At 71.4% G+C, this 25,086-nt stretch carries 21 protein-coding genes; 11 read left to right on the top strand and 10 right to left on the bottom strand.

Annotated features, from left to right (window positions below; genetic code table 11):
* Window positions 1-7 precede the first annotated feature (7 nt).
* The 5 genes from glk to ruvX are packed head-to-tail and all read right to left on the bottom strand — an operon-like array spanning window position 8 to window position 3,672.
* On the bottom strand, window positions 8-1,066 hold the full coding sequence (gene glk, locus KF837_27155; GenBank protein ID MBX3231029.1) for a glucokinase: 1,059 nt from the start codon (window positions 1,064-1,066) through the stop codon (window positions 8-10).
* Window positions 1,063-1,452, bottom strand: a complete 390-nt coding sequence (locus KF837_27150) for a hypothetical protein (GenBank protein ID MBX3231028.1) — start codon at window positions 1,450-1,452, stop codon at window positions 1,063-1,065. Before KF837_27150 ends, glk begins: the two co-directional genes overlap by 4 nt.
* A gap of 45 nt (window positions 1,453-1,497) precedes the next feature.
* Window positions 1,498-2,037: a chalcone isomerase family protein gene (locus tag KF837_27145; protein ID MBX3231027.1), complete on the bottom strand. Its 540-nt coding sequence runs from the start codon at window positions 2,035-2,037 to the stop codon at window positions 1,498-1,500.
* Window positions 2,038-2,080: 43 nt separating this feature from the next.
* Window positions 2,081-3,289: an endolytic transglycosylase MltG gene (gene mltG, locus KF837_27140; GenBank protein MBX3231026.1), complete on the bottom strand. Its 1,209-nt coding sequence runs from the start codon at window positions 3,287-3,289 to the stop codon at window positions 2,081-2,083.
* Window positions 3,244-3,672: a Holliday junction resolvase RuvX gene (ruvX, locus tag KF837_27135; GenBank protein MBX3231025.1), complete on the bottom strand. Its 429-nt coding sequence runs from the start codon at window positions 3,670-3,672 to the stop codon at window positions 3,244-3,246. Before ruvX ends, mltG begins: the two co-directional genes overlap by 46 nt.
* A gap of 159 nt (window positions 3,673-3,831) precedes the next feature.
* Here ruvX and hisS point away from each other — a divergent pair, with 159 nt between their 5' ends.
* The 3 genes from hisS to KF837_27120 all read left to right on the top strand — a co-directional run bounded on the left by hisS (window position 3,832) and on the right by KF837_27120 (window position 7,594).
* Window positions 3,832-5,070, top strand: a complete 1,239-nt coding sequence (hisS, locus tag KF837_27130) for a histidine--tRNA ligase (protein ID MBX3231024.1) — start codon at window positions 3,832-3,834, stop codon at window positions 5,068-5,070.
* A gap of 2 nt (window positions 5,071-5,072) precedes the next feature.
* Window positions 5,073-6,824, top strand: coding sequence for a hypothetical protein (locus KF837_27125; GenBank protein MBX3231023.1), 1,752 nt, complete (start codon window positions 5,073-5,075; stop codon window positions 6,822-6,824).
* Window positions 6,825-7,141: 317 nt separating this feature from the next.
* Window positions 7,142-7,594: a hypothetical protein gene (locus KF837_27120; protein MBX3231022.1), complete on the top strand. Its 453-nt coding sequence runs from the start codon at window positions 7,142-7,144 to the stop codon at window positions 7,592-7,594.
* Between the two features lie 233 nt (window positions 7,595-7,827).
* On the opposite strand, the gene KF837_27115 is transcribed toward KF837_27120, so the two are convergent.
* Together KF837_27115 and KF837_27110 are read right to left on the bottom strand one after the other, a co-directional pair.
* On the bottom strand, window positions 7,828-8,925 hold the full coding sequence (locus KF837_27115; protein ID MBX3231021.1) for a cysteine desulfurase: 1,098 nt from the start codon (window positions 8,923-8,925) through the stop codon (window positions 7,828-7,830).
* A 7-nt stretch (window positions 8,926-8,932) separates the two neighbouring features.
* The gene (locus tag KF837_27110; protein ID MBX3231020.1) at window positions 8,933-10,159 is read right to left on the bottom strand and encodes a hybrid sensor histidine kinase/response regulator; all 1,227 of its coding nucleotides are present in this window, start codon (window positions 10,157-10,159) and stop codon (window positions 8,933-8,935) included.
* A 39-nt stretch (window positions 10,160-10,198) separates the two neighbouring features.
* Between KF837_27110 and KF837_27105 the strand changes: the two genes are divergently transcribed.
* The 5 genes from KF837_27105 to KF837_27085 all read left to right on the top strand — a co-directional run bounded on the left by KF837_27105 (window position 10,199) and on the right by KF837_27085 (window position 14,796).
* The gene (locus tag KF837_27105) at window positions 10,199-10,738 is read left to right on the top strand and encodes an FKBP-type peptidyl-prolyl cis-trans isomerase (GenBank protein MBX3231019.1); all 540 of its coding nucleotides are present in this window, start codon (window positions 10,199-10,201) and stop codon (window positions 10,736-10,738) included.
* Between the two features lie 14 nt (window positions 10,739-10,752).
* A complete protein-coding gene (locus KF837_27100; protein ID MBX3231018.1) occupies window positions 10,753-11,394 on the top strand; it encodes a peptidyl-prolyl cis-trans isomerase in 642 nt (213 codons plus the stop codon).
* A 60-nt stretch (window positions 11,395-11,454) separates the two neighbouring features.
* A complete protein-coding gene (lnt, locus tag KF837_27095; protein MBX3231017.1) occupies window positions 11,455-13,215 on the top strand; it encodes an apolipoprotein N-acyltransferase in 1,761 nt (586 codons plus the stop codon).
* Between the two features lie 304 nt (window positions 13,216-13,519).
* Complete coding sequence (locus KF837_27090; GenBank protein ID MBX3231016.1) at window positions 13,520-14,230, top strand: hypothetical protein; 711 nt, start codon at window positions 13,520-13,522, stop codon at window positions 14,228-14,230.
* 47 nt (window positions 14,231-14,277) lie between these two features.
* Window positions 14,278-14,796 (top strand): hypothetical protein, encoded by a 519-nt coding sequence (locus tag KF837_27085; GenBank protein ID MBX3231015.1) that lies wholly within the window; start codon window positions 14,278-14,280, stop codon window positions 14,794-14,796.
* 76 nt (window positions 14,797-14,872) lie between these two features.
* On the opposite strand, the gene KF837_27080 is transcribed toward KF837_27085, so the two are convergent.
* Window positions 14,873-15,544, bottom strand: coding sequence for a DUF72 domain-containing protein (locus KF837_27080; GenBank protein ID MBX3231014.1), 672 nt, complete (start codon window positions 15,542-15,544; stop codon window positions 14,873-14,875).
* A gap of 81 nt (window positions 15,545-15,625) precedes the next feature.
* Here KF837_27080 and KF837_27075 point away from each other — a divergent pair, with 81 nt between their 5' ends.
* Genes KF837_27075 through KF837_27065 form a run of 3 tightly spaced genes read left to right on the top strand, consistent with a single transcriptional unit; the run spans window position 15,626 to window position 22,268 of the window.
* The gene (locus KF837_27075; protein MBX3231013.1) at window positions 15,626-20,317 is read left to right on the top strand and encodes a hypothetical protein; all 4,692 of its coding nucleotides are present in this window, start codon (window positions 15,626-15,628) and stop codon (window positions 20,315-20,317) included.
* Window positions 20,299-21,441, top strand: a complete 1,143-nt coding sequence (locus tag KF837_27070) for a TIGR02996 domain-containing protein (GenBank protein ID MBX3231012.1) — start codon at window positions 20,299-20,301, stop codon at window positions 21,439-21,441. The genes KF837_27075 and KF837_27070 overlap by 19 nt, the downstream gene beginning before the upstream one ends.
* Window positions 21,438-22,268 (top strand): TIGR02996 domain-containing protein, encoded by an 831-nt coding sequence (locus KF837_27065; protein MBX3231011.1) that lies wholly within the window; start codon window positions 21,438-21,440, stop codon window positions 22,266-22,268. Before KF837_27070 ends, KF837_27065 begins: the two co-directional genes overlap by 4 nt.
* Before the next feature lie 3 nt (window positions 22,269-22,271).
* Here KF837_27065 and KF837_27060 read toward each other — a convergent pair whose 3' ends face one another.
* Complete coding sequence (locus tag KF837_27060) at window positions 22,272-23,627, bottom strand: ferritin-like domain-containing protein (protein MBX3231010.1); 1,356 nt, start codon at window positions 23,625-23,627, stop codon at window positions 22,272-22,274.
* 18 nt (window positions 23,628-23,645) lie between these two features.
* Complete coding sequence (locus tag KF837_27055; GenBank protein MBX3231009.1) at window positions 23,646-24,596, bottom strand: ferritin-like domain-containing protein; 951 nt, start codon at window positions 24,594-24,596, stop codon at window positions 23,646-23,648.
* Between the last annotated feature and the right edge of the window lie 490 nt (window positions 24,597-25,086).

The raw sequence follows: 25,086 nt of genomic DNA, 5'->3' as shown, positions 1-25,086 counted from the left end.
CAACACCTCAGCGTGAGCGTGTCTTCTTCTTCTTGTCCGCGAGCGCGGCGCTCGCGGCGTGGGTCGCGGCGCCGAGGAGGCCCGCCTTCTTCTCCATGCACACCGCGACCGGGATCGCCTCGACGACGGGGCGGAGGCGGCCCTTGTCGAGGAACGCCTCGATGAAGGGGCTCGCGCCCTTGCGCTTCTTGCGTGAAGGGAGGCCGCTCGCGAGCACGGAGGCGAGCGAGCCGGAGACGCCTCCGCAGAGGAACACGCCCGCGGTCGAGAGGGACTTGAGCGCGAGGTTGCCCGCCTCCGAGCCGTAGACGCTGCACCAGAGATCGAGCGCGCGCGTCGCCGCCTCGCTCTTTCCGCTCAGCGCGAGCTCGACGATCGCGACGTTCGGATCCTCCGCGTTCGCCACCTTCGCCGCCGCGTCCTTCGACTCCTTGACCCGCTGCTCCTGGACGAAGAAGCGATGGACGACGGAGATGGTGGACCCCGACGCGATGCGCTCGTAGCTGACGCGGCCGTACTCGGCGCGGAGGTACGCGAGGAGCTCGTCCTCGACCCCGTTCCGCGGCGCGAAGTCGGTGTGGCCGCCCTCCGTCGCGCACGCGATGTGCTCGTCGCCGTCCCAGATGAACATCGCCTCGCCGAGGCCGGTCCCTGCGGCGATGACGGCGAGGTTGCCGCCCTTCGTCTTCGGCCGCCCGTTGTAGACCGACACCACGTTCTTGGGCGGCGACGCGATCGCGCCGAGACCGGCCGCGACGAGATCGTTCAAGAGGGTGACCTTCTCGATCGCGAAGCGCTTCGTGAGCGACCGCGCGTCGATCGTCCACGGGAGGTTCGTCGTCTTCACGCGCTGGTCGACGACGGGACCGGCGATGCCCATGCTCGCCGCCGCGATCGAGAGGCGGCCGCGATCGAGGAAGTCCTTCAGGCACGCTTCGAACGTGCGGTAGGAGCGGCTCTCGAGCGTGTCCTGGTGAACGAGGCGCGGCATCGCTCCGCTGACCTCGAAGATCGCGAAGCGGGCGCGGGTGCCGCCGATGTCTCCGGCGAGGACGTGGATCGTCATGTGGGCTTCTCCGTCGACAGGATCACCATCGCGACGATCCCGAAGAGCACGCCCACGATACGACGAAGCGTGAGCGGCTCCTTGAAGAGAATGGGCGCGAGGAGGGCGCTGATCGCGACGCCGCCGCCGAGGACGATCGTGCCGGTCGCGGCGACCGGACCTCCGCGCCGGAGCGCGAAGAAGAGGAGGATGCTCCCGCCCGAGATGCCGAGCCCCGACAGCGCCGCGAGGACGACGCCGGTGCGCGTCGCCGGCGTCGCGTCCGGGCGCACGGAGAGCCAGTACACGAAGATGCCGAGCGCGGCGGTGCCCTCGAGGATCAACGCCCCGAGCGAGTCACCGACTCGACCCGCGGCGGCGCGGAGGAGCAGGTAGTGGAACGCGATGAGGCACGAGGCCCCGAGCGCGGCCTGCTGCCAGGGCTGCAACGATCAGCCGGGGAGCTTCGCGATCAGCTGATCGCCCATCGAAGGCTGGTCGATCTTGCCGAGCCAGATCCGCCAGACCGCCTTCATGAAGTCGGCGCCCGCGACCGTGGCCGAGGAGCCGTCCTTCACCGTGATCGTCACCGCCTTCGACGTCGCGTTGTAGCTGATGACGACGGTGGACTTCTCCTTGACCTCTTCCTTGCTGAACGCCCCGACGAACTGGCCGATCTTGCCGGCGTCGCCGTAGCCGTTCATCGCGAACGCGTCGCGGAGCGCCTTCTGGATCTTCGAGCTGTCGACGTCGCGGAGCATGACCCAGGTGAAGACCTTGTTCACGTCCGCGTCGATGACCGCCTGCTTCGTCTTCTGCGGCGGCGCCGACGCCATGTCGTGACGGATCGCGTAGACCTTCGCCGTGAACGGACCGACCGACTTCGTGCGGATCGCGTCGCCCGTGTGGATCATTCCCTGCGCCGAGGCGCCGAGCGTGAACGTGAGGAAGAGCCCCAGGACGACGGCGAAGAGGAAACGGAAGCGGGTCATGACGAGGGATCCTATCGCAAGGTCGCGCTCGTGTGCGACCGGGTTAGTGATCCTTCGACGTACGTTCGCGAAAGTCCTTCACTGCCGTGTTGTGCTCCTCGAGCGTCTCGCTGAAGGCGTGCCGCCGATCGCCGCGGACGACGAAGTAGAGGTACTTCGTGGTGGCGGGGGCGAGCACGGCCTGGAGCGACTTCGTCCCCGGGTTCGCGATCGGGCCCGGCGGCAGGCCCTCGTGCACGTAGGTCGAGTACGTGTTCGCGGGGTCGACGTTGATCGCGTGCGTGACCTTCCCGGTGTAGCCCGCGCACGCCGGGATCTTGTCGCGCAGCGCGAGGCAGCCGTAGCCCGACGTCGGATCGCACTGCAGCACCTTGCGCTTGAACGCCGGATCGCGGAGGCGGTTCAAGAACACGCTCGCGATGATGGGGCGCTCGTCGTCGACCGCGGCCTCCTTCTCGACCATCGACGCGAGGGTGAGGATCTCGCGCTTGTTCCAGCCGAGGCTCTGCTCGAGCTGCGCGCGACCGAGGCGGTGGTTCTGCTCGAGCTGCACCCACCGTCGATCGAGCTCCGCCACGAGCCGCCGCACGATCTCCTTCGGATCGCTGTCGTACGGGAGCTCGTACGTCGCGGGGAAGAGGTAGCCCTCCGCGCTGTCGCCGTCGATCCCCACCTCGCGCAACAGCTCCGCGCTCGACGACGCGTCGAGGAAGGCCTGGCTCCACGCGACGTGGAGCGCCTGGAGCCGCTTCGCGATGTCGAAGCGCGTGAAGCCCTCCGGGATCGTCACCTTCGCGCGCGCCGCGTGACCTTCGCGCTCGAGGCGCCGGACGAGCTCGTGCGGGCTCGCGTCGTCGGTGAGGAGGTGCTGGCCCGGCGCCGCGCGGAGACCGGTGATCTTCACGTACAGCGCGAAGACGCGCGGCGACGAGAGGAGGCCCGCGGCGGCGAGCTTCTCCGCGACCGCCGACGCGGGCTCGTCGCGATCGACGACGACCTCGACGTCCTTGCCGGTGCCCGGTCCGCCGCGCGACGGGAAGATCACGAAGAGGTACGTGAAGAAGACGGCGAGGAGCGCGCCGGCGAGGAGCCAGATCAGCCAGGTCTTTCGCGGCTTGCCGTCCGGCTTGCTCGACGTGCGGCGCCGGCCCTTGCGCTTGCGGCGCTCGCCCTTGCCCGAGAGCGGGACCTTCGCCTCCGACGTGCTCATCGCGCCTTCGCCGCCCGGCGCCGCGCGCGCGCGTCGAGCCACGCTTGCAGGATCGCGGTCGCGGCCGCCTCGTCGATCCGCGCGCGCGACTCCTTGCGGCTCAGGCCGCTGTCGGTCAACGCGCGCTGCGCCTCCACCGTGGTGAGCCGCTCGTCGAAGAGCTCCACGTCGCAGCCGGTCGCGTCCGCGATCGCCTGCGCGAGATCGCGGACGCGGCGCGCTGCCTCGCCCTCGGTGCCCTTCAGATCGAGCGGGAGACCGACCACGATCCGGCCGATGTTCTCGGCGCGGACCAGCGCGCCGAGGGCGTCGAGGAACGCGGGGCGCGGCCTCGCGGCGAGCGCGCCGCGAGGGTGGGCCATCAGGCCGAGCTCGTCGGAGACCGCCACCCCGATCCGGACCGCGCCGGGATCCAGCGCGCACACCGCCTTCCCGGGCTTTCGTTTCTTCGGCTCTTCTCCCACCAAATCGCCTTCTTACCCGGCTCGGCGCTGGGTGCCAACGTGCTTGACCCCTCCGCCCGCCAGGGCGATAAGCCGTGCGCCTTGGGCGCACCGAATCCGCTCGTGAAAGCCGTGAAGGGGATGAACGACGTCCTCCCCGGCGTCATCGGTCGCTGGCACGCGGTCGAGGAGGCCTTCGGCCGCGCCATGGAACGGCTCGGCTACCGCGAGGTCCGCACGCCGTACGTCGAGCACACGCCGCTCTTCGTCCGCGCGATCGGCGAAGCGACCGACGTCGTGGAGAAGGAGATGTACTCCTTCAAGCATCACGACGACGCGCTCACGCTGCGGCCGGAGGGCACCGCGAGCGCGGTCCGCGCGTTCGTCGAGCACGGCGTCCACAACACCGAGCCGGTGACGCGCTGGTACTACGTCGGCCCGATGTTCCGCGCGGAGAAGCCGCAGGCGGGCCGCTACCGCCAGTTCTACCAGGTCGGGGCGGAGTGCTTCGGCGACGCGGGCCCCGGCTGCGACGCGGAGATGATCGACGCGCTCGTCGAGCTGATGAAGGAGATCGGGATCGCGTCGCCGGACGTGTTCGTCAGCTCGATCGGCGGCCTCGAGACGCGTGCAAAGTACAGGGACCTCCTCGTCGCGCACCTCGAGCGGATGAAGGACAAGCTGTCGCCCGACTCGCAGCGGCGCCTCGCGCAGAACCCGCTCCGCGTCCTCGACTCGAAGCACCCGCTCGATCAGGAGGCGATCCAGACCGCGCCCGCGATCCTCGACCACCTCGTCGAGGCCGATCGCGCGCACTGGGACGGGCTCCGGCGCCAGCTCGACGCGCTCGGCACGAGCTACCAGGTCGACGCGAAGATCGTCCGCGGCCTCGACTACTACGCGCGCACGCTCTTCGAGATCAAAGGCGGGTACGACAAGCTCGGCGCCGGCAGCACGCTCGCGGGCGGCGGCCGCTACGACGGCATGGTGAAGGACCTCGGCGGCCCCGACATCCCCGCGATCGGGTTCGCGGCCGGGCTCGAGCGGCTCCTCATCGCGTCGGGCCTCGAGGTCTCGCCGAGCGTGGTCGACGTCTTCGTCGCGCCGGTCGGCGCGGACGCGCACGCGCAGGCGCTCGTGCTCGGGCGCGACGTGCGGCGCGCGGGCTGGCGCTGCGAGGTCGACACGCGCGGCGCGTCGATGAAGGCGCTCCTCCGCCGCTCGGACGCGCTCGGCGCGCGCGTCGGGCTCATCCTCGGCGAGCAGGAGCTCGCGGAGGGCGTCGTCGTCGTGAAGGACCTCGCCGCGCGCACGCAGGACAAGGTCCCGCGCGCGGACGTCGTCGCCCGCGTCTCCGCGATCCTCTCGAGCGGCAAGTAGTCGTGAAGCTCGACCTCCGCTCGATCGTCTCGCTCTCCGGCGCCGTCGCGATGACCTTGCTCGCACAGGACGCGTGGGCGCAGACGATCGGCGGCGGCGGCGGACCGAAGCAGGGGCCGACGCAGTCGCGACCGACGCGGAACAAACAGGTCGGCCCGCAGCGCGGCCCGGGCGACGACGACGATCCGGCGTCGCAAGGTCCTTCGCCCTCCGCGCGCCCCGGCGGCGAGCCCACCGTGATGGTCCCGACCGATCCGCTCGTCGTCCCCGAGGGGATCGAGAAGACGATCGGCACCGACGACTCCACCGCGCCGCCGGAGCCGGAGGGCGCGAGCCACCGCACGTGGTTCCCGTACTACGAGAACCGGAAGAGCGACTTTCGCTTCCGGATGGTGCCGCCGCTCTACCTCGAGCACACGCGCGGGCTCGATCCGCAGACCGGCGCGAAGACGGAGAAGACGGACATGGAGCGGCTCTCCGCGCTCCTCTTCTACCAGCGGCGCTCGCCGAAGGTGGACGCGGACATCTTGTTCCCGCTCGCGTGGCGTGTGCGCGATCGCGAGAACAAGGTGCTGGTGCTGGGGCCGTTCGCGCATCGCGAGGCGCCGGGCGAGCACGACAACTGGCTCGCGCCGCTCTACTTCCAGGGCAAGCGCAAGGACGGCGGCTACTTCCACTCGCCGCTCCTCCTCACGACCGCGCACTGGGGCGAGAAGAGCGCGTTCGCGCTCGTGGGCCCCTACTTCCGCGATCGCACGAACCGCGACGTCGACATGGGCGTCGCCCCGCTCTGGTTCCACGGCGACAACGGCGATCTCGACGGCGGCCGGAAGACGTACACGCTGATCCCGCCGCTCCTCTACTTCCATCGCGAGCGCGAGATCGACGAGAGCAAGCTCACGGTGGTGGGGCCGCTCATCTGGGAGGAGAACGCGAAGCGATCGATCTTCGACGTCGCGCCGTTCTTCTTCTCGATCCGCGGCAAGCCCGAAGACGGCGGCGTGAAGGAGTCGCACACGACGCTCTTTCCGTTCTTCCACTACGGCACGAGCCCGGAGAAGAACCTGCTCGTCCTGCCGGGCTACATCCGCCGCGTCACGACGACGGCGGACACGATGATCACGCCGTTCTTCTCGCGCGCGACGACGCGGAAGGGCGCGACGTCGCTGACGATGGCGGGGCCGATCCTGCCGGTCTACTACCGGAACAAGGACACCGACGTCGGCTTCGACTCGCTCGGCATCTTCCCGTTCTATTACGGCTCTTCCAGCCCGAAGGGGCGCACGTTCCTGACGCCGCTCTACGGGCAGTTCGAGAGCTTCAACGTCACGCGGACGCACTGGATCTTCCCGAACATCACGTACACGCGCGACGTGAACGGCTGGGAGACGGACTTCCACCCGCTCGTGTACCTCGGCCGCGACAAGGACAGCTCGCACACCGTCATCGCGCCGATCTTCTGGGACTTCGCGAGCGCGAAGGGCCGCACCACGGTGGGGTTCCCCCTCTACTGGCGCTTCGCCGACAGCACCGACGGCACGGTGACGCAGGTGGCCGGCAACACGCTCTACCGCGAGCGCCGGGTCTCGGGCGGGACCGACTGGCAGTTCCACCTCCTCCCGGTCTTCTCCTATGGCGAGAACCCGACCGGGTACTGGTGGAACATCCTCTTCGGCCTCGCCGGCTACGAAAAAGCGGCGGAGACCAAGACGATCAAGGCGCTCTGGCTCCCGATTCAGGTGGCCGGGCCGTGACCCACGGATCGTGTAGGTGTCTGTAGGCCCCACCCTCCGGATCGTTGCAGGGCCAGCTGAAACGGCGGCCATTTATGGAAGTGGATCCGCAGAGAATCAGCGCCTAGCGAGCCGCGTGCCTCGCACGAAAGCGCGTGATTCTCGGCGTTTCGGTGCCTTCGACGCGGCGAGACGTCCAAATTGCGTCTCCATTCGGCCGAGGCTGTGGGCCGTGGCAGATCCAGGCCTTCGACCAAGAATCCGGCATTTTTCCCGCGAAATTGGGTTGGCCCGACGGATGCACCTAGCTTCCTCCGACAAGGGACCGGAGGATCGCCATGAACCGCTTGCTCGTTGCTGCACTCGCCGCCTGCCTCGCCCAGCTCGCCCTCGGTTGCGCTGTGGACCGCACCGAAATCTACGAGCCTGCGGAGGAGGAGGAGACGGTGGCGGCGGAGAAGATCGACACGGCCCGCGTGTCGGACGACACGCCGATCGCGTACCCGGTCCCGACCGACGTGGCGGCGCCCGTCGATCGGAACCTCGCGATCGCGGTCGACGACCACCGCGACTGGCTCACGCCGGGCGTGAAGCTCAGCGAGGTGATGCCGCCCGCGTACGACATCGCCGCGAACAACCAGCTCCCGAACGTCGAGGGCGTCATCATCCCGACGATCGACATCGACCCGTACCAGCAGGTCTCGACGCCGAGCCTCGGCCTCAGCCCGCTCCTCGTGGTCGATCCGCCGCCGACGTACGCGCAGGCGGCGGCGGTTCCGCCTCCCTTCTGAGTCGGGGCTTCGCCCCGACACCCTACCCCAGACACGGCCCTCGCGCTTTGCGCGAGGGTCGCTTCGCGACCGCATCCGCGGCCGCTTCTGGGGCCCCTTTGGGGGACCCTGGGGTCCTTGAGCTGGGGTCCTTCGGGATGGTCCTTCGAGCCTTCGACGGACTATGGCTTTTGGGGGCCTTCGACCGACCTTTTCGACCCTGGCCGGGCTTTGCTCGGGCCGGGGTTTGTCGTTTATGGGCGGGCGGTGATGTGGGTGAAGGCGGCGAGGGTGAGGGTGATGTCTTTCTCGGTCGTCGTGTCGCCGAGGGAGAGGCGGAGGCCGCGTTTGGCGGTGTCGGGGTCGAACATCGCGAGGAGGACCGGGGAGGGCTCGACCGTTCCGGCGCTGCAGGCTGCGCCGCTCGAGACGCTGACGCCTTCGAGGTCGAGGGCGGCGACGAGCTCGGCGCCGGTCCACGCGGGCCATGTCGTGCTGACGACGTGAGGGGCGCGCGGCTTTCCGTGGCTGACGCTTCGGGCGCCGAGGCGGACGAGCTCGGCCTCTAGCCGATCGCGGAGCGGCGCGAGCGCGGCCCATCGCGCGGGGGACGTGCGCGCGATCTCGGCGGCGTGGCCGAAGCCGGCCGCGAGCGCTGCGTCGACGGTGCCGGGGCGCACGCCCTTCTCCTGCGATCCGCCGAGGAGGAGCGACGCGACCTTCACCCCTTCCCTGCACGCGAGCGCGCCGATCCCCTTCGGCCCGCGCATCTTGTGCGGCGCGATCGAGGCGGTGTCCCAGCCGGAGGGCACCTCGAGCTTGCCCCAGCCTTGCACCGCGTCGACGTGCACGCGCGCGTTCGCGGCGCGGGCGCGCGCGATCGTCTCCGCGACGGGCTGCACGATCCCGGTCTCGTGGTTGACGGCCTGGACCGTCACGAGCGTGGGCCCGCGGGGCTCGGCGAGCGCGCGATCGAGGTCCTCGAGATCGATCGCGCCGTCGCGAACCGCGAGCCAGCGCACGATCGCGCCGCCCTCGCGCTCGAGCGCCTCCGCCACGCGCGTGATCGACGGGTGCTCGAGGCGGCTCGTGACGAGGGTGCCTCCGTGCGCGAGCGACCGCAGCGCGAGGTTGTTCGCTTCGGTGCCGCCGGCGGTGAAGACCACGTCGCGCGCGTCGGTGCCGGTGAGCGCCGCGACCGCCGCGCGCGCGTCCTCGACGACCGCGCGCGCCGCGCGACCGTGCGCGTGCACGCTCGACGGGTTCGCCCACGCGCGCTCGCTCGCCGCGCGCATCGCCGCGAGCACGTCCGGATGAGGGGGCGTCGTCGCGTTCCAGTCGAGGTACGGCATCCGCGCGTCAGCCGGTGGCCGTATCGACGACGACGGTCGGCGCGCGCTTCGCGACGGTGAGGCTGAAGGCGGCGCCGCCGAGGAACATGCCCTCGATCGAGGCGCCCTCCTGGAGGATCTTCACGTCGCCGCCGAGGCCGCGCGCGACGCGACGCGCGATCGCGAGGCCGACGCCGGTGCCGCCGAACGAGCGCGTGGCGGAGCCGTCGACCTGGTAGAACGGATCGAACACCTTGTCCTGGCGCTCCTTCGGAATGCCGGCGCCGGTGTCCGCGACGACGAGCTCGTAGGCCGCCTCGCGCGGTCGGACCATGACGCCGACGATGCCGCCCTCGGGCGTGAACTTCGCCGCGTTGTCGAGGAGCTGGCTCATCGCGCGCCCGAGCCGATCGCTGTCGCCGTAGCCGGGGAGGCCGCCGCGCGGGAACTCCTCGAGCATCGTGATCTTCCGCTCGGCGAAGGCGTCGGCGTGCCAGGCGATGGCGCGGCGCACGGTGTCGAGGAAATCGTAGTCCTTGTGGAAGAACCGCATCTTGCCGGTCTCGAGGCCGGTCACGTCGATGAGGTTGTCCATGACGGAGCGGAGGCGACGGATGCAGTCGTCCATCGCGCGGAGCGCCTTCTGCTGCGGCTTCGAGAGGTCGCCGAGCTCCTCGTCGATGAGCATGCGGAGGTAGCCGACGATCGGCGTGAGCGGCGTCGCGAGCTCGTGCGAGATGTTGCGGTAGAACTCGGTGCGGAGCTTCTCGACCTCGCGCAGGCGCTCGTTCGCGGCGGAGAGCTCGGCGACCTTCTCCTCGAGGTGCGCGACGATGCGGCCCGACTGGATGCGGAGGCGCTCGCCCTGCACGTCGGGCGTCGACATCATGCGCTCGCGGCGACCGCCGATGTAGCTCGCGACCTGCTTCGCGAAGTTGCGCGCGTCGATGGGCTTCTGGAGGAAGCCGTCGCAGCCGACCGCGAAGCTCGTCTCGCGATCGCCCTCCGCCGTGATCGCGACGATGGGCACGCCGTTGAGCGACGCCTCGGTGCGGAGGCGGAGCGTGACCTCGAAGCCGTCGAGGCCGGGGATGTTCAGGTCGACGAGCACGATGTCGGGGCGCTGCGCGATCGCGAGGCGGACGCCTTCGAGACCGTCGGCGGCGTCGATCACCTCGTGGCCGTCGCCCGACAAAAGCTTGCGAACCAGGAGCCGGTTTCGCGGATCGTCCTCGATGTGCAGCACGCGCGCCAAGTCCCCCCCATGGTACCAGATGTAGTAAGGTCCCCGGCCATGCGTCTTGTCGTCCCTGTTCAGGTGAGCCTCGTCCTCGTCGCGCTCGGGACCTCCGCGTGCTCGAAGCTCACGGAGCCGGCGAAGGAAGAGCCCATCCAGGGCGAGCCGGTGACCAACGCCGCGGCGGCCGCGCCCGCGCCCGCGCCGCCTCCGGCTCCCGCGCCGGCCCCTGCCCCGCCGCCCGCGCCGCCGTCGGATCCGAACGCGAAGCTCGAGATCAAGGACGTCGTCGTCGGCAAGGGCGACGAGGCGAAGGCGGGCGACGTCGTGCGCGTGCACTACGTCGGCCAGCTCACGAACGGCACCGAGTTCGACGCGTCGAAGAAGCACGGCGACAAGCCGTTCGAGTTCCCGCTCGGCGCCGGCCGCGTCATCAAGGGTTGGGACCAGGGCGTCGCCGGCATGAAGGTCGGCGGCAAGCGCAAGCTCACGATCCCGCCCGAGCTCGGCTACGGCGCGCGCGGCGCGGGGTCGGCGATCCCGCCGAACGCCACGCTCGTGTTCGACGTGGAGCTGGTCGAGATCGTGAAGAAGTGATTTAGAAGACAGCCGTGATCCGCTCCGCTGTACCCGCCGTCACGCTCGCCTCGTTCCTCTTCGCTTGCGGCGCCAACCCCGGCGCGACCACGACCGTCACGGGGAACAGCGAGGCCAACGTGGCGGCCAGGGCGACCGAGCCGCGCACCACCGATCCGACCGGCGCAGCCCCGACGCGCGAGTCGCAGCCGAACCCGATCGGCGCGCTGGGCGGCGGCGGCGGCGCACCGTCGGGTCCGCCCGCTCCGGCGTTCCGCACGACCGGCGAGAGCAGCCCCGCCTCGGGCGCGCAGGATCCGGAGCCGGCGGCCGCGCCGACGCAGCCGCCGCCGAAGAGGATCGGCGCGCGGCACGTCCTCGTGCAGTGGATGGGCGCGCAGGGAGCGCCGACCTCGGTGGTGCGGTCGCGCGACCAGGCGCAGGCGGTCGCGGAGGAGGTGCTGCGCAAGGCCCGCGCGAAAGCGGACTTCGCGCGCCTCGTGGTCGACTACTCGGATGAGCCCAACGCCGGCGCCCGCGGCGGCTCGCTCGGCGTCTTCGGTCACGGCAAGATGGTCCCCGAGTTCGAAGAGGCGGCGTTCAAGCTTCAGGTCGGCCAGATCTCCGGCATCGTCGAGTCTCCCTTCGGCTTCCACATCATCCAGCGCACGGAATAGCGCCGCCGTCCCGGCTTTCGGCTTTGGCGGGTGCGGCGCTGCGAGTAGCCTCCCAGGCCAATGAGCGCGGACGGCGACGCAAAGAAGGACGCAGCAAAGGCATCCGCCGACGCAACGAAGGCGCCCGACGAGGCCCAGACCGGCGCGAACGCGAAGAAGGACGACGGCGCGGACGCGAAGAAGGGCGCGGCGGTGGAGGGGACGAAGGTGTCGCCGGGTGTGCAGCGGGAGGCGCGGGCGCTCGTGCGGGGGAAGCTCGCGTGGGCGGGGGCGGCGCTCTCGGGGTGTCTGTACTTCGTGTCGTTTGCTGGGTTCGATGTGTGGCCGCTGGCGTTCGTGGCGCTCGTGCCGCTCTACGTCGTGCTCATCGGGCAGACGCCGAAGCGCGCGGCGCTGCTCGGGCTCCTCTGCGGGTTCGCGATGAACATGGGCGGGTTCTACTGGCTCGCCAACATGCTCCGCACCTTCAGCGGGTTCGGGCTGTTCCTCTGCCTCTTCTTCACGTCCTTCATCTGCGTCTACCAGGGCGGGCGCCTCGCGCTGCTCGGCTGGCTCACCGGACGCGCCGCGCAGCGAGGTTGGCCCTTCCCGCTCGTCTTCGGCGCCGCGTTCGCCGCGAGCGAGCTCGTCTTTCCTCTCCTCTTCCCCTGGTACTTCGCGGGCGCGGTCCACAACGTGCCGGTGCTGATGCAGCTCGCCGACGTCGGCGGGCCGATCCTCGTGAGCACGATGCTCGTCGCGATCAACGTCGCGATCGCGGAGCCGCTCCGCGCGAAGCTCGCCGGCGCGGTGCGCGTGACGAAGAGCGGCGCGAACGAGGAGCGCGCGACCGGCGCGGGCGCGATCGACCGGCGCGTCGTCGGCGTGGGCGTGATCGCGCTCGTGGTCGGCGTGCTCTACGGCGCGATCCGCATCTCGATGACGAACAGCCGCGTCGCCGCGGCCGAGAGCGCGCGCGTCGGGTACGTGCAAGGCAACATGGGTCTCATGCAGAAGCGCGAGAACCCGGGCGAAGGGCTCCGCCGGCACCTCTCGCACACGAGCGACCTCAGAGCGAAGGGCGTCGACCTCGTGGTCTGGAGCGAGACGAGCGCGACGTTCCCCACGCGCGAAGACCTCGCGATGAAGCAGAACTTCTTCCGCGATCGCTTCACCTCGAAGCTCGGCGTGCCGACGATCTTCGGCGCCGTGCTTTATCGCACCGATCCCGATCGCGAGCGCTGGTTCAACACCGCGCTCGGCAGCGACGTGAGGGGCGAGATCAAGGGCCGCTACGACAAGCAGTTCCTCCTCGCGTTCGGCGAGTACCTCCCGCTCGGAGACACCTTCCCGATCCTCTACAAATGGTCGCCGCACAGCGGGCGCTTCTCCGCCGGCACGTCGCTCGAGCCGATCAAGCTCGAGGTGAAGGGCAAGGAGCGCGCGATCACCGTCCTCATTTGCTACGAGGACGTCCTCCCCGGCTTCACCAACCGCGCCGTCGCGCACGCGGACCCCGAGCTCCTCGTGAACATGACCAACGACGCGTGGTTCGGCGACACGACCGAGCCGTGGGAGCACCTCGCGCTCGCGAAGTTCCGCGCCGTCGAGCACCGCCGCTTCCTCGTCCGCAGCACCAACAGCGGCGTGTCCGCGATCATCGATCCGAACGGCAAGCTCGTCGAAGGCACCGTGTCGACGCCGTTCAAGGCCGAGTCGCACGACGCAGAGATCCGATGGCTCCGCGGGGTCACCGTGTACGAGATCCTCGGAGATATTCCGTGGTACCTCGTTACCTTCGGCATCGTGGTCGCGTCGTTCCGAAGGCGCCGTCCAGCCTAGGGTTCTCGCAACGTCGGGGGCTTCGCCCCCGACACCCCCACCCTGGGACACGGCGCTCGCGCGCGCTGGGGCGGCCGTTTCCCCGGGGGGCGTCTCGACAGTTGCTTTGCTGCGCGTGGGGCGGCGGGGCCAAATTGGTTGTGATTTCAGGTGGATGCGTGTCTTGCTCTGCGGGGGAAAGAACCGTATGGTCGCGGGTGAAGCGTGGGCGGGGGAGGTCCGTCCAACTTGTCGCTTCTCTTTTGTTTCCATGGGGTCCCGCTTCGTCACGCTTGCGCTTTTTGCCGCTGCCGGTTCCGGCGCGGTGGCGCTCGTTGCGGGAGCGAGCGCGGGCTGCACCGTGTTGACGAACGATGCGCTCCCGGACGACGCGGGGGTCTTCGAGGCGAGCGACGCGGCTGAGAGCGCGACCTGCGCGACGTGCCTGACGGCGGCGTGCACCGCTCCGCAGGCGCTGTGCCTCGCGAGCGCGACGTGCTTCGGCGTCATCGAGTGCGCCGCCGCGGCGGCGTGCGACGCGACGTGCAAGACGGCCTGCGCGTGCGACGCGACGGGCGCGGACGCGGGGCCGTCCGCGGAACGCTTGCATCATGCATACACCTCGTGCAACGACGCGCGCCTCGGCGCGTGCGCGGCGGACTGCGCGGGCGAGGAGCGCGCGCCGTCGACGCTCCCTGCGTGCGCGCCGGGTGACGACGCCGGCGTCGGCGACGCCGGGCAAGACGGAGACGGAGACGGAGACGCCGGACACGACGAAGACGCCGGCGGCGAAGGCGGCGCCCCCGTCGCGCCGGGGCCGGATGCGTGCAACGCGTGCGCGAGCTCTCGCTGCGCGGGGGCCCTCGCGGCGTGCGGCGCGGGGACCGAATGCGCCGCCTTCCTCGCCTGCTCGTCGGCATGCACGACGGGCTCGTGCGCGGAAGATTGCGCGCGCCTGCACACGACGGGTAAGGTCACGGCGACCGAGCTGGCGACGTGTACAGCCGCGAGCTGCCAAAACGACTGCGAGCTTTGAATGGTTGATGGAACGGGGCGTCTGCCCCTTGGTCGGAGGAATGAACGATGAACTCGAGCGCCAAAGTCTTTTTCTCTCTCCTCGCCATGTCGGCGCTCGGGGCGGTTGGATTCGCCTGCACCATCGGCAGCGGCGACACGAACAGTGACGTCGACGGCGGCGCGAGCTCCAGCTCGTCGTCGAGTAGCTCCGGCGTGAACACTTCCAGCTCCAGCTCGAGCTCGGGCGGCGCGTTGGAGTGCGCGGCCTACACGGGCCCGCGCGTGGACAGCACCGGCGGCCCGATCTTCGCGCCGCAGGAGTGCCAGTCCTGCCTCTTCACGAACTGCTGCGCGGAGACGCACGGCTGCTTCAACATCGAGAACGAGAAGACCGAGAACGGCAAGGCCGGCTGCTTCGACTACGTCAAGTGCGTCGTCACCTGCGAAGAGAACAACGAGGGCGACGACACGAAGATCGACGAGTGCATCAACGACTTCTGCAAGTCGACGACGTTCGCGGAGGTCCCGCCCGCGCACGACAACTTCCTCAAGTGCCGCGACGAGAAGTGCGCCATGTGCCCGTGACGTAACCGCGTCCGCACCCGAGAAGACGGCGGCCTCTCCTCGCGGAGAGCGCCGCCGTCGGCGTTTCAGGCGAGCTTCAGGCGAGCTTCAGCGCCTTCTTGAAGCGCTTCGCGTCGGCGAACATGTCGACGTTCGTGAACACGTAGGTCGCGTCCTTGTGCTTCGCGTCCTTCGCGATCGCGGCGAGCTTCTCGATCGCGGGGTCCTCGTAGCGGCTCTTGTGGCCGGCGGGGCCGGGCAGCCGGTAGTACGCCACCGGCGCGTCGAGCTTGCCGTGCGCGAGCGGATCGCGCGCGGGCACGACCTTCACGTCGATCGCGAGCGACGCGGCGTCGTCCGCGTCCCAGGTCGTCGGCGCCTCCCAGACCACGCGCTCGAACTTCTTCCGCACGTTCTGGAGGAACTCCTTCACCGCCGACTTGTTCGCGCGGTTCTGCACGAGCTCCGGCGGCGAAGAGAAGATCGCGATCTGCGAGTCGAGCTCCTTGCCCACGTCGAGCAACGTGCCGAGCGCGCTCTCGACCACCTTGCCCTCGCGGAAACCTTCCTGCCCGATCTCGCGCGGCGCGAGCATCGCGAAGGTGAAGCCGTCGGGGGCCTCGCGGCGCCAGCGCCGGATGGTGCCCATGCCCGGGAGCGCGTGGTGCGTCTCCTGGATCTCGACGAACATGAACTCCTTGAAATACCGCGTCGCCGGGACGGGGAAGCCGGCGCAGCCCACCGTCAATGTCGATTGGGAAGCGGCCATCGCGGCGGGACCCTAGCACGTGAACGTCCCGGCGGGAACTTCCGCCGCACCGGGGCGTCGTCCCCACTTAGGATGCGTTCCATGCGCCTGCGATCGCTCTCCACCGTGCCGCTCCTCCTCGTCGTCGCAACGACCGCGGGCGAAGCGGCGGCGAAGCCGGGCGACCCTGCCGATCGCGGGCTCGACCTCTTCGTGCACGCGCCGAAGCGGGTCTACGCCGGCGACAGCGCGACGCTCGACCTCCTCGCCTACGGGTTCGTCACCGTGACGGACGCGCGCCCGCTCGATCGCGCCGGCGTCATCGCGACGTGGGATCCCGAGAGCCTCGGCGAAGGCGTGACGACCGCGCCCGGCGAGATCAGCGCCACCACCGACGGGCAAGGCCGCGCCACGATCAAGGTCCCCGTCCCCGAGGGCGGCGCGCACAAGCTCACGCTCCTCGTCGCGCTCCGTCACGGCGAGCACGTCCGCACGCGCAAGGTGCAGATCGATCGACTCCCGCGTCACGCCGTCCGCGTGCAGGTGCCGGATCCGAGCGTCGTCCCCGGGAGCCGCGTCCCGGCGTGGGTCACGGTGACGGACACGCGGACCGGCGCGCCGACGAGAGGCGCGAGCGTCGACGTCGCGCTCCTCGAGAGCGATCTCGTCCGCGTGCTCGACCGCGTCACGACCGACGCGAGCGGCATCGCGCGCGCGACGCTCATGATCCCGAAGAGCGCGAAGGCCGGCGCGGGCTTCTCGATCCGCGGGCGGCTCGCGGTCGCGAACGGCGGGCACGTCGAGCAGAAGGTCGCGCTCTCGCTCCGCGAAGAGCGCCCCGCGACGCCGAGCCTCCGCGCGCGCTGGACCGAGCTGCAGCTGAAGCCGGGCGAGATCGGCCACGCGACGATCGACCTCCTCGACGCGACCGGCGAGCCGATCGCGAACCATCCCCTCCTCTACTGGGTCGGTCCGCGCGGGACGTCGCCGCCGAAGACCGACGAGGACTGGAAGTCGCTCGGCAAGCCCGCGACGACGAACGGCCTCGGCCACGTCGACGTCACCGCGCAGGCGCCGCGCGTCGTCACCGCGCTCGGATCGTCGCTCACCGTCGTCGTCCGCACCACGCTCGAGGACCAGAGCCGCGACGCGCACGACAGCGTGAACGTCGGGCTCCCCGTCGCGGAGGCGAGCCTCGAGGTCGAGAACGGCGAGCTCGTCCCCGGCGCGAAGCAGCGCGCGTTCCTCCACGTGAGCGACGGCGAGGACGGCGTCGCGGGGGAGTTCTCGCTCGAGGGCGACGGCCTCCGCGCGAAGGTGACGACCGACGCGCACGGCGACGCGGAGGTGACGTGGCCGGTACCCGAGGACGTGGGGGCGAAGCGGGACGTGGGGCCTTGCGCGGGCGGGGTCGCGGCCGCCGTGACGGTGCGGCAGACCACGCCGATCCCCGCGCTCGCGCGGCACCCGGAGCCGTTCCAGCTCTGCGTCGCGGTCGATCGCGAGAGGCACGCGGTGCTCCGCTCTTCGATGTATGTTGCACGTGTCGGCGACAAGCCGAAGCTCACCGTCGACGGCGGCAAGCGCGCGCCGCGCGGCGCGGGGAGCGTGACGGTCACGTCGCCGGCGGGCACCGGGACCGCGACGTGGAGCGGGAGCGAAGACGCGGTGCTCGACCTCTCCGGCGCGACGCCGGGGCTCCACGACGTCACGCTCGCGGTCCCGCGCGCCAACGCGCCGACCGACACGATGCACACGCGCGTGCTCGTCGTGCCGTCCGTGCTCCCGCGGACGACGGCGAAGATCGCGAGCGGCAAGCTCTTGCCCGGCGCCGACGTCGACGTCGACGTCACGCTCGACGACGGCCACGGCAAGCCGCTCGCGGGCGCGATCACCGCGGTCGTGATCGACAAGGAAGGCGGCGGCAGCATCCGCGGCCTCGAGGCGATCGACACGCGCTGGCGGCTGTGCGGCGACGCGAACGTCGCGCGCGAGCGATGCGACGAGTTCCTCGAAGGTGGGGCGACCGCGGAGACGCTCCGCCGCGCGGCGCTCGCGACGTCCTCGCCCAAGCCGCTCGCGCCCGAGCTCGATCCCGCCGCCCACGCGAAGGGGCAGCTGAAGGAGACGTTCAGCGAGGTGCTCCACTCGCTCGAGGGCGCGGTCTTCCAGGCGGAGACGCCCGAGAGCCAGCGCGACGTGCGGCGGAAGGAGAACGGGCGCTGGACCTTCAACCCGGAGCTCATGACGCTCGTCACCGCCGCGATGACGGAGGAGCCGACGACGCCGGGCGGCGATCCGTTCAAGCTCGGCGACCTCATCGCGGTCGACGCGCAGGTCTCGTTCGACGCGGTCGCGCGGCGCGTGACGCGGCTGAAGCTGTTCAACGTGCTCGTCGCGATCCGCAACTTCCTCAACCAGGAGAACCTCACCCCCGACGAGCCGATCTTGCGCGACCCGAACGGGATCATCCGGCGCCTCGTCCGCGAGGGGCAGCTCTCGAAGGAGATGCTGATCGATCCGTGGGGCGGGACGATCCAGCTCGTGAAGGGCGGCGGCGGGCTCCCGTTCCTCACCGTCGCGCGCGGCTGGGAGCTCCACTCGCCGGGGCCGGACGGCGTCCTCGGCTCCGGCGACGACGTGAAGGATCCGTTCGAGCGCGTCGTGCGGAGCGGCACGCCGTACGCGGAGGCGATGGGCGAGGACGAGATCGTCGACGCGCGCCTCGACATGCGCGTCGGCGAGGCGACGGTGTCGAGCTGGCAGGCGATGTTCGATCGCCTGACCGGCAAGCACATCGGCTCGATCGGCTCCGGCTCCGGCACCGGCCAGGGCTTCGGATCGGGGCACGGCCGCCTCGGCGGCTCGCACGTGGCGAAGGCGCCTCAGGTCCGGATGGGTCAGTCGATCGTGACGGAGACCGCGCGCTGGACCGAGCCGGTCCGCGTCGACGACAAGGGCCACGCGCGGGTGCGCGTGCGCCTCGGCGACTACGAGACGACGTGGCAGATCGCGCTCCTGGCGCGCACCGACGCGGGGCAGACCGCGGTCACGAGCGTCGACGCGCCCGCGTTCCTGCCGCTCTCCGCGCACGTCGACGTCGGCCGCCGCCTCCACCTGAAGGACGCGGTCGCCGGCCGTGTCGTCGTGCGCAACCGCACGCCGCAAGCGACGAAGGTCGCGCTCGATCTCGCGGCGGAGGGCGGGCTCGCGCTCGCGCCGGGGCAGGCCGCGTCGCTCTCGCTCGACGTCCCCGCCAACGCGGTGCGCTCCGCCTTCGTGCGCTACGTCGCGAAGGCCGAGGGCACCGGCCGCGCGAGCGTGGTCATGCGCGGCCCCGGCATCGCGGGCGATCGGAGCGTCACCGAGGTCCCGATCGAGCCGCAGGGCGAGTCGCTCGTGATCTCGAACGGGGTGGAGGTCCCGAAGCGCGGCCGCCTCCACGTGCCGCTCCCGCCGGGCTGGGAGCTGCGCGGCGACGCGCGCGTCGTGCTCGAATCCGGGCTCGAGGGCGCGCTGGTCTCCGCGCTCGAGTCCTTCGCGCCGGAGCCGTCCACCGCGCCCGACGCGCTCGCCGACGCGATCGAGGTCGCCGCCCGCGTCGAGAAGATCGCCGAGTCGCGGAGCAACAAGGCGCTCGTCCTTCGCGCCCGCGAGCGCGCCGCCCTCGCGCGGACGTACCTCTCGATCTCGAGCTCCGACGCGTCGCCGCGCATCCGCGCCGCGTTCGCGCGCTCCTCTCTCTATCCCCCGCCGCCCGATCCGTCGCGTCCCGCCGCGAGGAAGGACCGCGGCGCGGAGGCGGCGTGCCCGAAGCAGGCCGACGTCGACGCGCTCCCGGTCGCGCTCCTCCTCGAGACCGAGCCCGCGCCGACCGGCGACGGACCGCCGTCCTGCTTCACGCAGCTCACCGCGAAGACGACCTCGAAGGAGCCGCTCGACCTCGCGCGCGCCGCGCTCGCGCTCGCGGATCGCCCGCACCGCGCCGCGCTCGCGCAGAACCTCACGCGCGAGCTCGCGCGCGTCACGAGCGCGGACGACACGCGCGCCCCCATCTTCGACGGCACGCGCGCCGAACGCGCGATCGTCCTCGCCGCGCTCGCGCGCACGCCGAACGCGTGGGCGAAGGACGACGCGGCGGGCCGGCGCATCGCCGAGGCGCTGCTCACGCTCCGCGACGCGCGCGGCGGCTACGGCAGCGCGGAGGCGACGCGCGACGTGGTCCGCGCGTTCGTCGCGCTCGAGTCCGCGTTCCCCGCGCAGGCCTCGCAGGTGGCGCTCTGGGAGAAAGGAAAGCGCCGTCACAGCGTCGCGCTGCCGGCGCGCGGCGCCGCGACCGTCCCGTTCGACGCGCGTACGCAGACGGTCGAGATCGAGGTGACCGGGGCTCCCGTCATCGCCCGGCTCGAGCGGCCGGTGCTGCGAAGCTGGCTCGCGGCCACCGACAACGCCGTGACGCCGGTCGCGGTCGCGATCGAGTGGCCGGCCGACACGCGCGCGGGCTCGACCGGCGTCGTCCACGTCGCGTACACCGGAAGGGCCGGCCACGACATGAAGGTCGAGACGCGCCTCCCCCTCCCGCCCGGCGTCGAGCTCGCCGGCACCGTCGCGGGCGTCTCGCTGCGTCAAGGCGTCCTCTACATCAGCACGACCGTGCGCGGAAACGAGACGGTCGCGCTCCCGGTGCGCTTCACGCTCCCGGGCCTCATCCTCGTCCCCGAAGCGGAGACCCAGACGACGTCGGAGGAGCAGCCGCGTACTCTGTCTCCTGCGCGATGGTTGACCGTGCAGTAAACGCCGAGCTCGAGTCCGTCATCCTCGAGGACCCGCTCGATCCTGCGGGCTGGCTCGTCTACGGCGACTGGCTCGCGGAGCAGGGGGATCCGCGCGGCGAGCTCGTCGCGGTGCAGGCGCGGCTCGCGCGCGATCCCGGAAACCCCGAGCTGATGGAGGCGCAGCGCGCGTTCTTCCGCGCGCACGGCGATTGGCTGCTCGACGGGCTGCATCCTTACTTGACGCCGCGCACCCACGCCGACGGCGAGGTCCTTCCCTCGCTCCTCCGCCTCTCGTGGGAGTTCGGCTTCCTCTGGACCGCGAGCGTCTCGCCGCGCGGCCGCACGATGAGCGAGGTCGTCTTCGGCCTGCGCGCGCTGCTCCGACATCCGTCGTCGCGCTTCTTGCACGCGCTCTCGATCGCGACGCCGTCCGGCGACGGATGGGCGCCGGTGCTGGAGGAGCTGCTCGAAGACCGGCGCCCGCGTCCGCTGCGCATCCTCTACCTCGGCGACTCGGCCGTCACCGCGCAGGGCAACCCGCGCCCCGCCTTCGGTCCGATCGGCGACGTCGCCGCGCTCTGGTCGGTGTTCCCTCACCTCGAGGTCGTCGCGCTGCGCGGCGGACACGTGAGCGTCGGCGCGCTCGATCTCCCACGCCTCCGCGAGCTCACGATCGAGACGTCCGCGCTACAGCGCGAGACCCTCATCGCGCTCGGGGCGCGGCCGCGCCCGCACCTCGAGCGGCTCGAGCTCTGGTTCGGCGAGCGCCGCTGCACCGCTACCCTCGCCGATCTCGGGCCCGTCCTCGAGGCCGCCCACTTCCCGCGCCTGCGGCACCTCGGCTTGCGGAACTGCTCCTTCGTCGATCGCATCTGCCACGCGCTCGTCCACGCGCGGATCGCGAAGCAGCTCCACGTCCTCGATCTCTCGCTCGGCGCCCTCACCGACATGGGCGCCGCCGCCCTCGTCGACGCGCGCCACGCGCTCGCGAACCTTGCCGTGCTCGACCTCAGCTGGAACTACATCGATCGCGAGTGGCGCGCTCCGCTGTCGGAGCTCGCCGGCTTCGTCGATCTCTCGAACCACACGTACCTGTCAGATGGAGAGGTGACGCCCCGTCCTAGGGTGTGGCTCGACACATGAACGGAGTATGGCTCGAGATCGTGGCGGAGCGCTCGAAGGACAAACACGTCTTCGAGCTCGCGAAGGCGGCGTTCTCGATCGGGAGCGCCGCCGACGACGACGTCGTCCTGCCGCACGTCTCCGTCCGCCCGCACGCGGTGCGCATCGACGTCTCGCCGCGCGGCGCCACCGTGACGAAGCTCGTCCCGGCGATGATCGTCCTCAACGACGAGTCGATGGCGGCGGCCGCGGCGCTCCACGACGGCGACGTCCTCCTGCTCGGCGCTTACCACGTCACGTTCCTCACCGCGCCGCCGCCGACGGGACGCGAGGCCGAGCTCCTCTGCATGCTCGACGAGCGTCCCGGCGACGACGAGGTGCGCGTCGTGTACTCCGACTGGCTCGAGGAGCAGGGGCGCGCGGAGGAGGCGCAGTACCTCCGCTTGCAGCTCTCGCTCGCGCGGCGCGACCTCGACGCCGACGGCGAGGCGTTCCTCCTCCAGTCGACGCGCCTCCGCGGCCTCGGCAAGCGGCTGCCGCTCCGGTGGCGCCGCGCCGTCGCGCGACCCGCGATCGAGAACTGCGACCTCCGCTTCGAGCTGAAGTGCCCGAAGCGCTGGTCGGAGCTCCGCCCCACCGCGCACGCGGACCGCCGCCATTGCTCCGCGTGCGACCAAGAGGTCCGCTACGCGGCGACGGTGGGCGACGCGCGCAAGCTCGCGGCGATGGGCCACTGCGTCGCCGTCGACCTGAACCAGCCGCGGAGCGAGGGCGACCTCGAAGACGACGACGACGACATGATGCTCGGCGCGATCGTCGCGCACCCGCGCGACGACTCCATGCGCTGACCGTCACGCCGCGGCGGCGACGTCGCGGAGCGCCGCGAGGAGCGCGCACTGCTCGACGAGCGTCGGGTAGCCCGCGACGCGACGGACCTCCTCCGCCGGCTCGGCGAGCTCGGCGAGCTCGGCGGCGAGCGCGTCCCACGCGTCATCCATCGCGACCGCGACGGCGCGGCGGGCGGCGGCGTCGAGGCGCGCGGCGAGCCAGCCGTCGATCGCGAACGCGAGCTCGGCGTGGCGCGCTTCGTCCCGTGCGATGGAAGCGAACGCGGTACGGATGCGCGGGTCCGCCGCGTTCGCGGCCTGAAACGCGGACACCACCGCGCCGAACGCCTCGCGCACGCAGCCCTCGACCGCGTTCTCGATCGCGAACGCGAGCGCGTCGCCGGGTGCAGCGGCGTGCGCGACGACCGGCGTCTTGACCTCGCCGCCATGACGCGCGGCGAGCTCGCGCGCGAGCGCGGCGTGGCGGACCTCGTCACGCCGCGCCTCTTCCGCCCGCTCGATCAGCGCCCGCGGCGCGCCGAGCTCGCGGAGCCGCGCGGCGAGATCCGCGAACGCGTGGACCGCGGCCGCTTCCATGTACGCGATCTCGGCGAGGCACGGGCCCACCGCGGAGAGCCAGGGCGATCCGGTCGGTCGCAGGCCGGCGGGGCGGCGGCCCTCGATGCAGCCGTTGTCGGCCTCCTCGACGACGTTCTGTCCGGCGTCGCTGAGCATGCCTTCGCGCGAGACCTTCGTGAAGGACTCCGTGACGCGGCCGCTGCAATAGTGGACGGTGTGCTTGAACGTCCAGCCGTCGCTCTCGGAGCGCGCGTTGGCGTCGTTGCAGTCGACATTGCCGCCCTGGAGGATGAGGAGCGCGATCGCCTCGTCGAGCGTCTCCACGGGGGACACCGCGCGGCGCACGTCGTCGAGCGACGCGCGCCGCACGTCGTCGCCGGAGGTGATGACCGCGACGTCGTTGGCCGACGCACTGCAAGCCAACGCCGCTCCGCGTGAGGCCCGGTCCCCACAGACCGCCCCGTTGACCGGCCATCCCTCCGCCTCCTCCGCTTCCTCCGTGACGAGCAGCGCGCTCGCGCGGGCCTCGCACGCGGTCCGATCGGTGGCCTTGCTGCAAGGCGCGCCGAGCGACGGCAGTCGCGTGCGCGCGGTCGTCGAGGGCGCGTCGTACGGCCGTGTCGCGAACGCGATGCCGTCGACGTTCGGCCCGAGGCTCAGCGCGGCGTAGCGGTCCGCCGAGCTCGGATCGATGCAGACTGCACGCTCCGGCATCTCGGTCACGCTCCCGCCGCACGCCGCGAGGACGACGGGGCTGGCGAGCAGGTGGGAGATCAACCGGCGAAAGCGCGCGACGTCCACCCGTGCATCGTAGCGCGCTCACGCGGCGGCGGCGACGTCGCGGAGCGCCGCGAGGAGCGCGCGCTGCTCGACGAGCGTCGGATACCCCGCGACGCGGCGGACCTCCTCCGCCGGCTCGCCGAGCTCGGCGGCGAGCGCGTCCCACGCGTCGTCCATCGCCGCCGCGACGGCGCGGCGGGCCGCAGCGTCGAGGCGCGCAGCGAGCCAGCCGTCGATCGCGAACGCGAGCTCGGCGTGGCGCGCCTCGTCTCGTGCGATGGTCGCGAACGCCGTACGGATGCGCGGGTCCGAAGCGTTCGCGGCCTGGAACGCGGCGACGACGGCGCCGAACGACTCGCGGACGCAGCCCTCGACCGCGTTCTCGATCGCGAAGGCGACCTCGTCCGATCGCGCGGCGACGGGATCGATCGCGGGCTCGCGCACGACGGCGCCGTAGCGCGTGGCGAGCTCGGACGCGACGGCCGCGTGCCGGACCTCCTCTTGCCGCGCCTCCTCCGCCCAGTCGATCAGCGCGCGCGGCGCTCCCAGATCGCGCAGGCGCGCGGCGAGGTCGGCGAACGCGCGCACGGAGGCCGCTTCCATGTACGCGATCTCGGCGAGGCATCCGCCGACGGACCGAAGCCACCGCGCGCCGGTCGGCACGAGCCCGGCGGGCCGCCGGCCGTCGGCGCAGCTCCCGTCGCCGTCGTCGAGGACGCGGGACCCGGCCATGGACTTGGTGCCGTCGCGCGCGATCTTCGTGAAGAGCTCGGTCTCGCCGCCGTCGCAGGAGAGGAAATTGTACTTGAACGTCCACCCGTCGGCGTCGGCGCGCGCATTCGCCTCGCCGCACTCGAGCGCTCCGTTCTGGAGCACGAGAAGGGCCGCCGCTTCGTCGACCGTCTCGATCGGCGATACCGCGCGCCGCACGTCGTCGAACGTCGCCAACCGCACGTCGTCCCCCGCCGTGATGACGGCGAAGTCCTCCACCACGATAAGAGGGCAGAGGGGACTGCAGATCGCCTGACGCACCTGCCATCCCGCCGTCTCAGGAGCGGCGAGGAGCGCGCTCGCGCGGGCCTCGCACGAGGCGCGATCGGACGCCTTGCTGCAGGAGCGCCGAGCGAGGGGAGCTGACTGGCCGGCATGCCACCCGAGTAGGGAGCGCGACTGGCGAACGCGATGCCGTCGATGCCGGGCGCGAGCGTCAACGCGGCGTAGCGATTTGGCGAGCTCGGATCGATGCAGGTCGCACGCTCCGGCATCTGCGTCCGCTCCACTGAGCCACACGCCACAACGACGCCCGGCATCGCGAGGACCAGCGCGATCAGCCGACGAAACCGCGCAACCTCCACGCCACGATGATAGCCCCGAATCGAAGCCCGCCCGCAACGAGAGCCCTCTCGCCGGGGGGCGGCGCAGCGCGTGCGGAGAGCCCCCCGGCGGGGAGAGCTCGAGAAGGGCAGCCCCGAGCACGAAT

The organism is Labilithrix sp., from assembly GCA_019637155.1.
GTDB lineage: Bacteria > Myxococcota_A > Polyangia > Polyangiales > Polyangiaceae > Labilithrix.
Note: the sequence above shows the minus strand (reverse complement) of the source record. Positions and strands in the feature narration are given on the sequence as shown.

Excerpts from the sequence above, each read along its gene's own strand:
- glk (MBX3231029.1), bottom strand. The coding sequence starts at position 1,066 with ATGACGATCCACGTCCTCGCCGGAGACATCGGCGGCACCCGCGCCCGC.
- KF837_27145 (MBX3231027.1), bottom strand. The coding sequence starts at position 2,037 with ATGACCCGCTTCCGTTTCCTCTTCGCCGTCGTCCTGGGGCTCTTCCTC.
- hisS (MBX3231024.1), top strand. The coding sequence starts at position 3,832 with ATGAACGACGTCCTCCCCGGCGTCATCGGTCGCTGGCACGCGGTCGAG.
- KF837_27120 (MBX3231022.1), top strand. The coding sequence starts at position 7,142 with ATGAACCGCTTGCTCGTTGCTGCACTCGCCGCCTGCCTCGCCCAGCTC.
- KF837_27115 (MBX3231021.1), bottom strand. The coding sequence starts at position 8,925 with ATGCCGTACCTCGACTGGAACGCGACGACGCCCCCTCATCCGGACGTG.
- KF837_27105 (MBX3231019.1), top strand. The coding sequence starts at position 10,199 with ATGCGTCTTGTCGTCCCTGTTCAGGTGAGCCTCGTCCTCGTCGCGCTC.
- lnt (MBX3231017.1), top strand. The coding sequence starts at position 11,455 with ATGAGCGCGGACGGCGACGCAAAGAAGGACGCAGCAAAGGCATCCGCC.
- KF837_27085 (MBX3231015.1), top strand. The coding sequence starts at position 14,278 with ATGAACTCGAGCGCCAAAGTCTTTTTCTCTCTCCTCGCCATGTCGGCG.
- KF837_27080 (MBX3231014.1), bottom strand. The coding sequence starts at position 15,544 with ATGGCCGCTTCCCAATCGACATTGACGGTGGGCTGCGCCGGCTTCCCC.
- KF837_27075 (MBX3231013.1), top strand. The coding sequence starts at position 15,626 with ATGCGCCTGCGATCGCTCTCCACCGTGCCGCTCCTCCTCGTCGTCGCA.
- KF837_27070 (MBX3231012.1), top strand. The coding sequence starts at position 20,299 with ATGGTTGACCGTGCAGTAAACGCCGAGCTCGAGTCCGTCATCCTCGAG.
- KF837_27065 (MBX3231011.1), top strand. The coding sequence starts at position 21,438 with ATGAACGGAGTATGGCTCGAGATCGTGGCGGAGCGCTCGAAGGACAAA.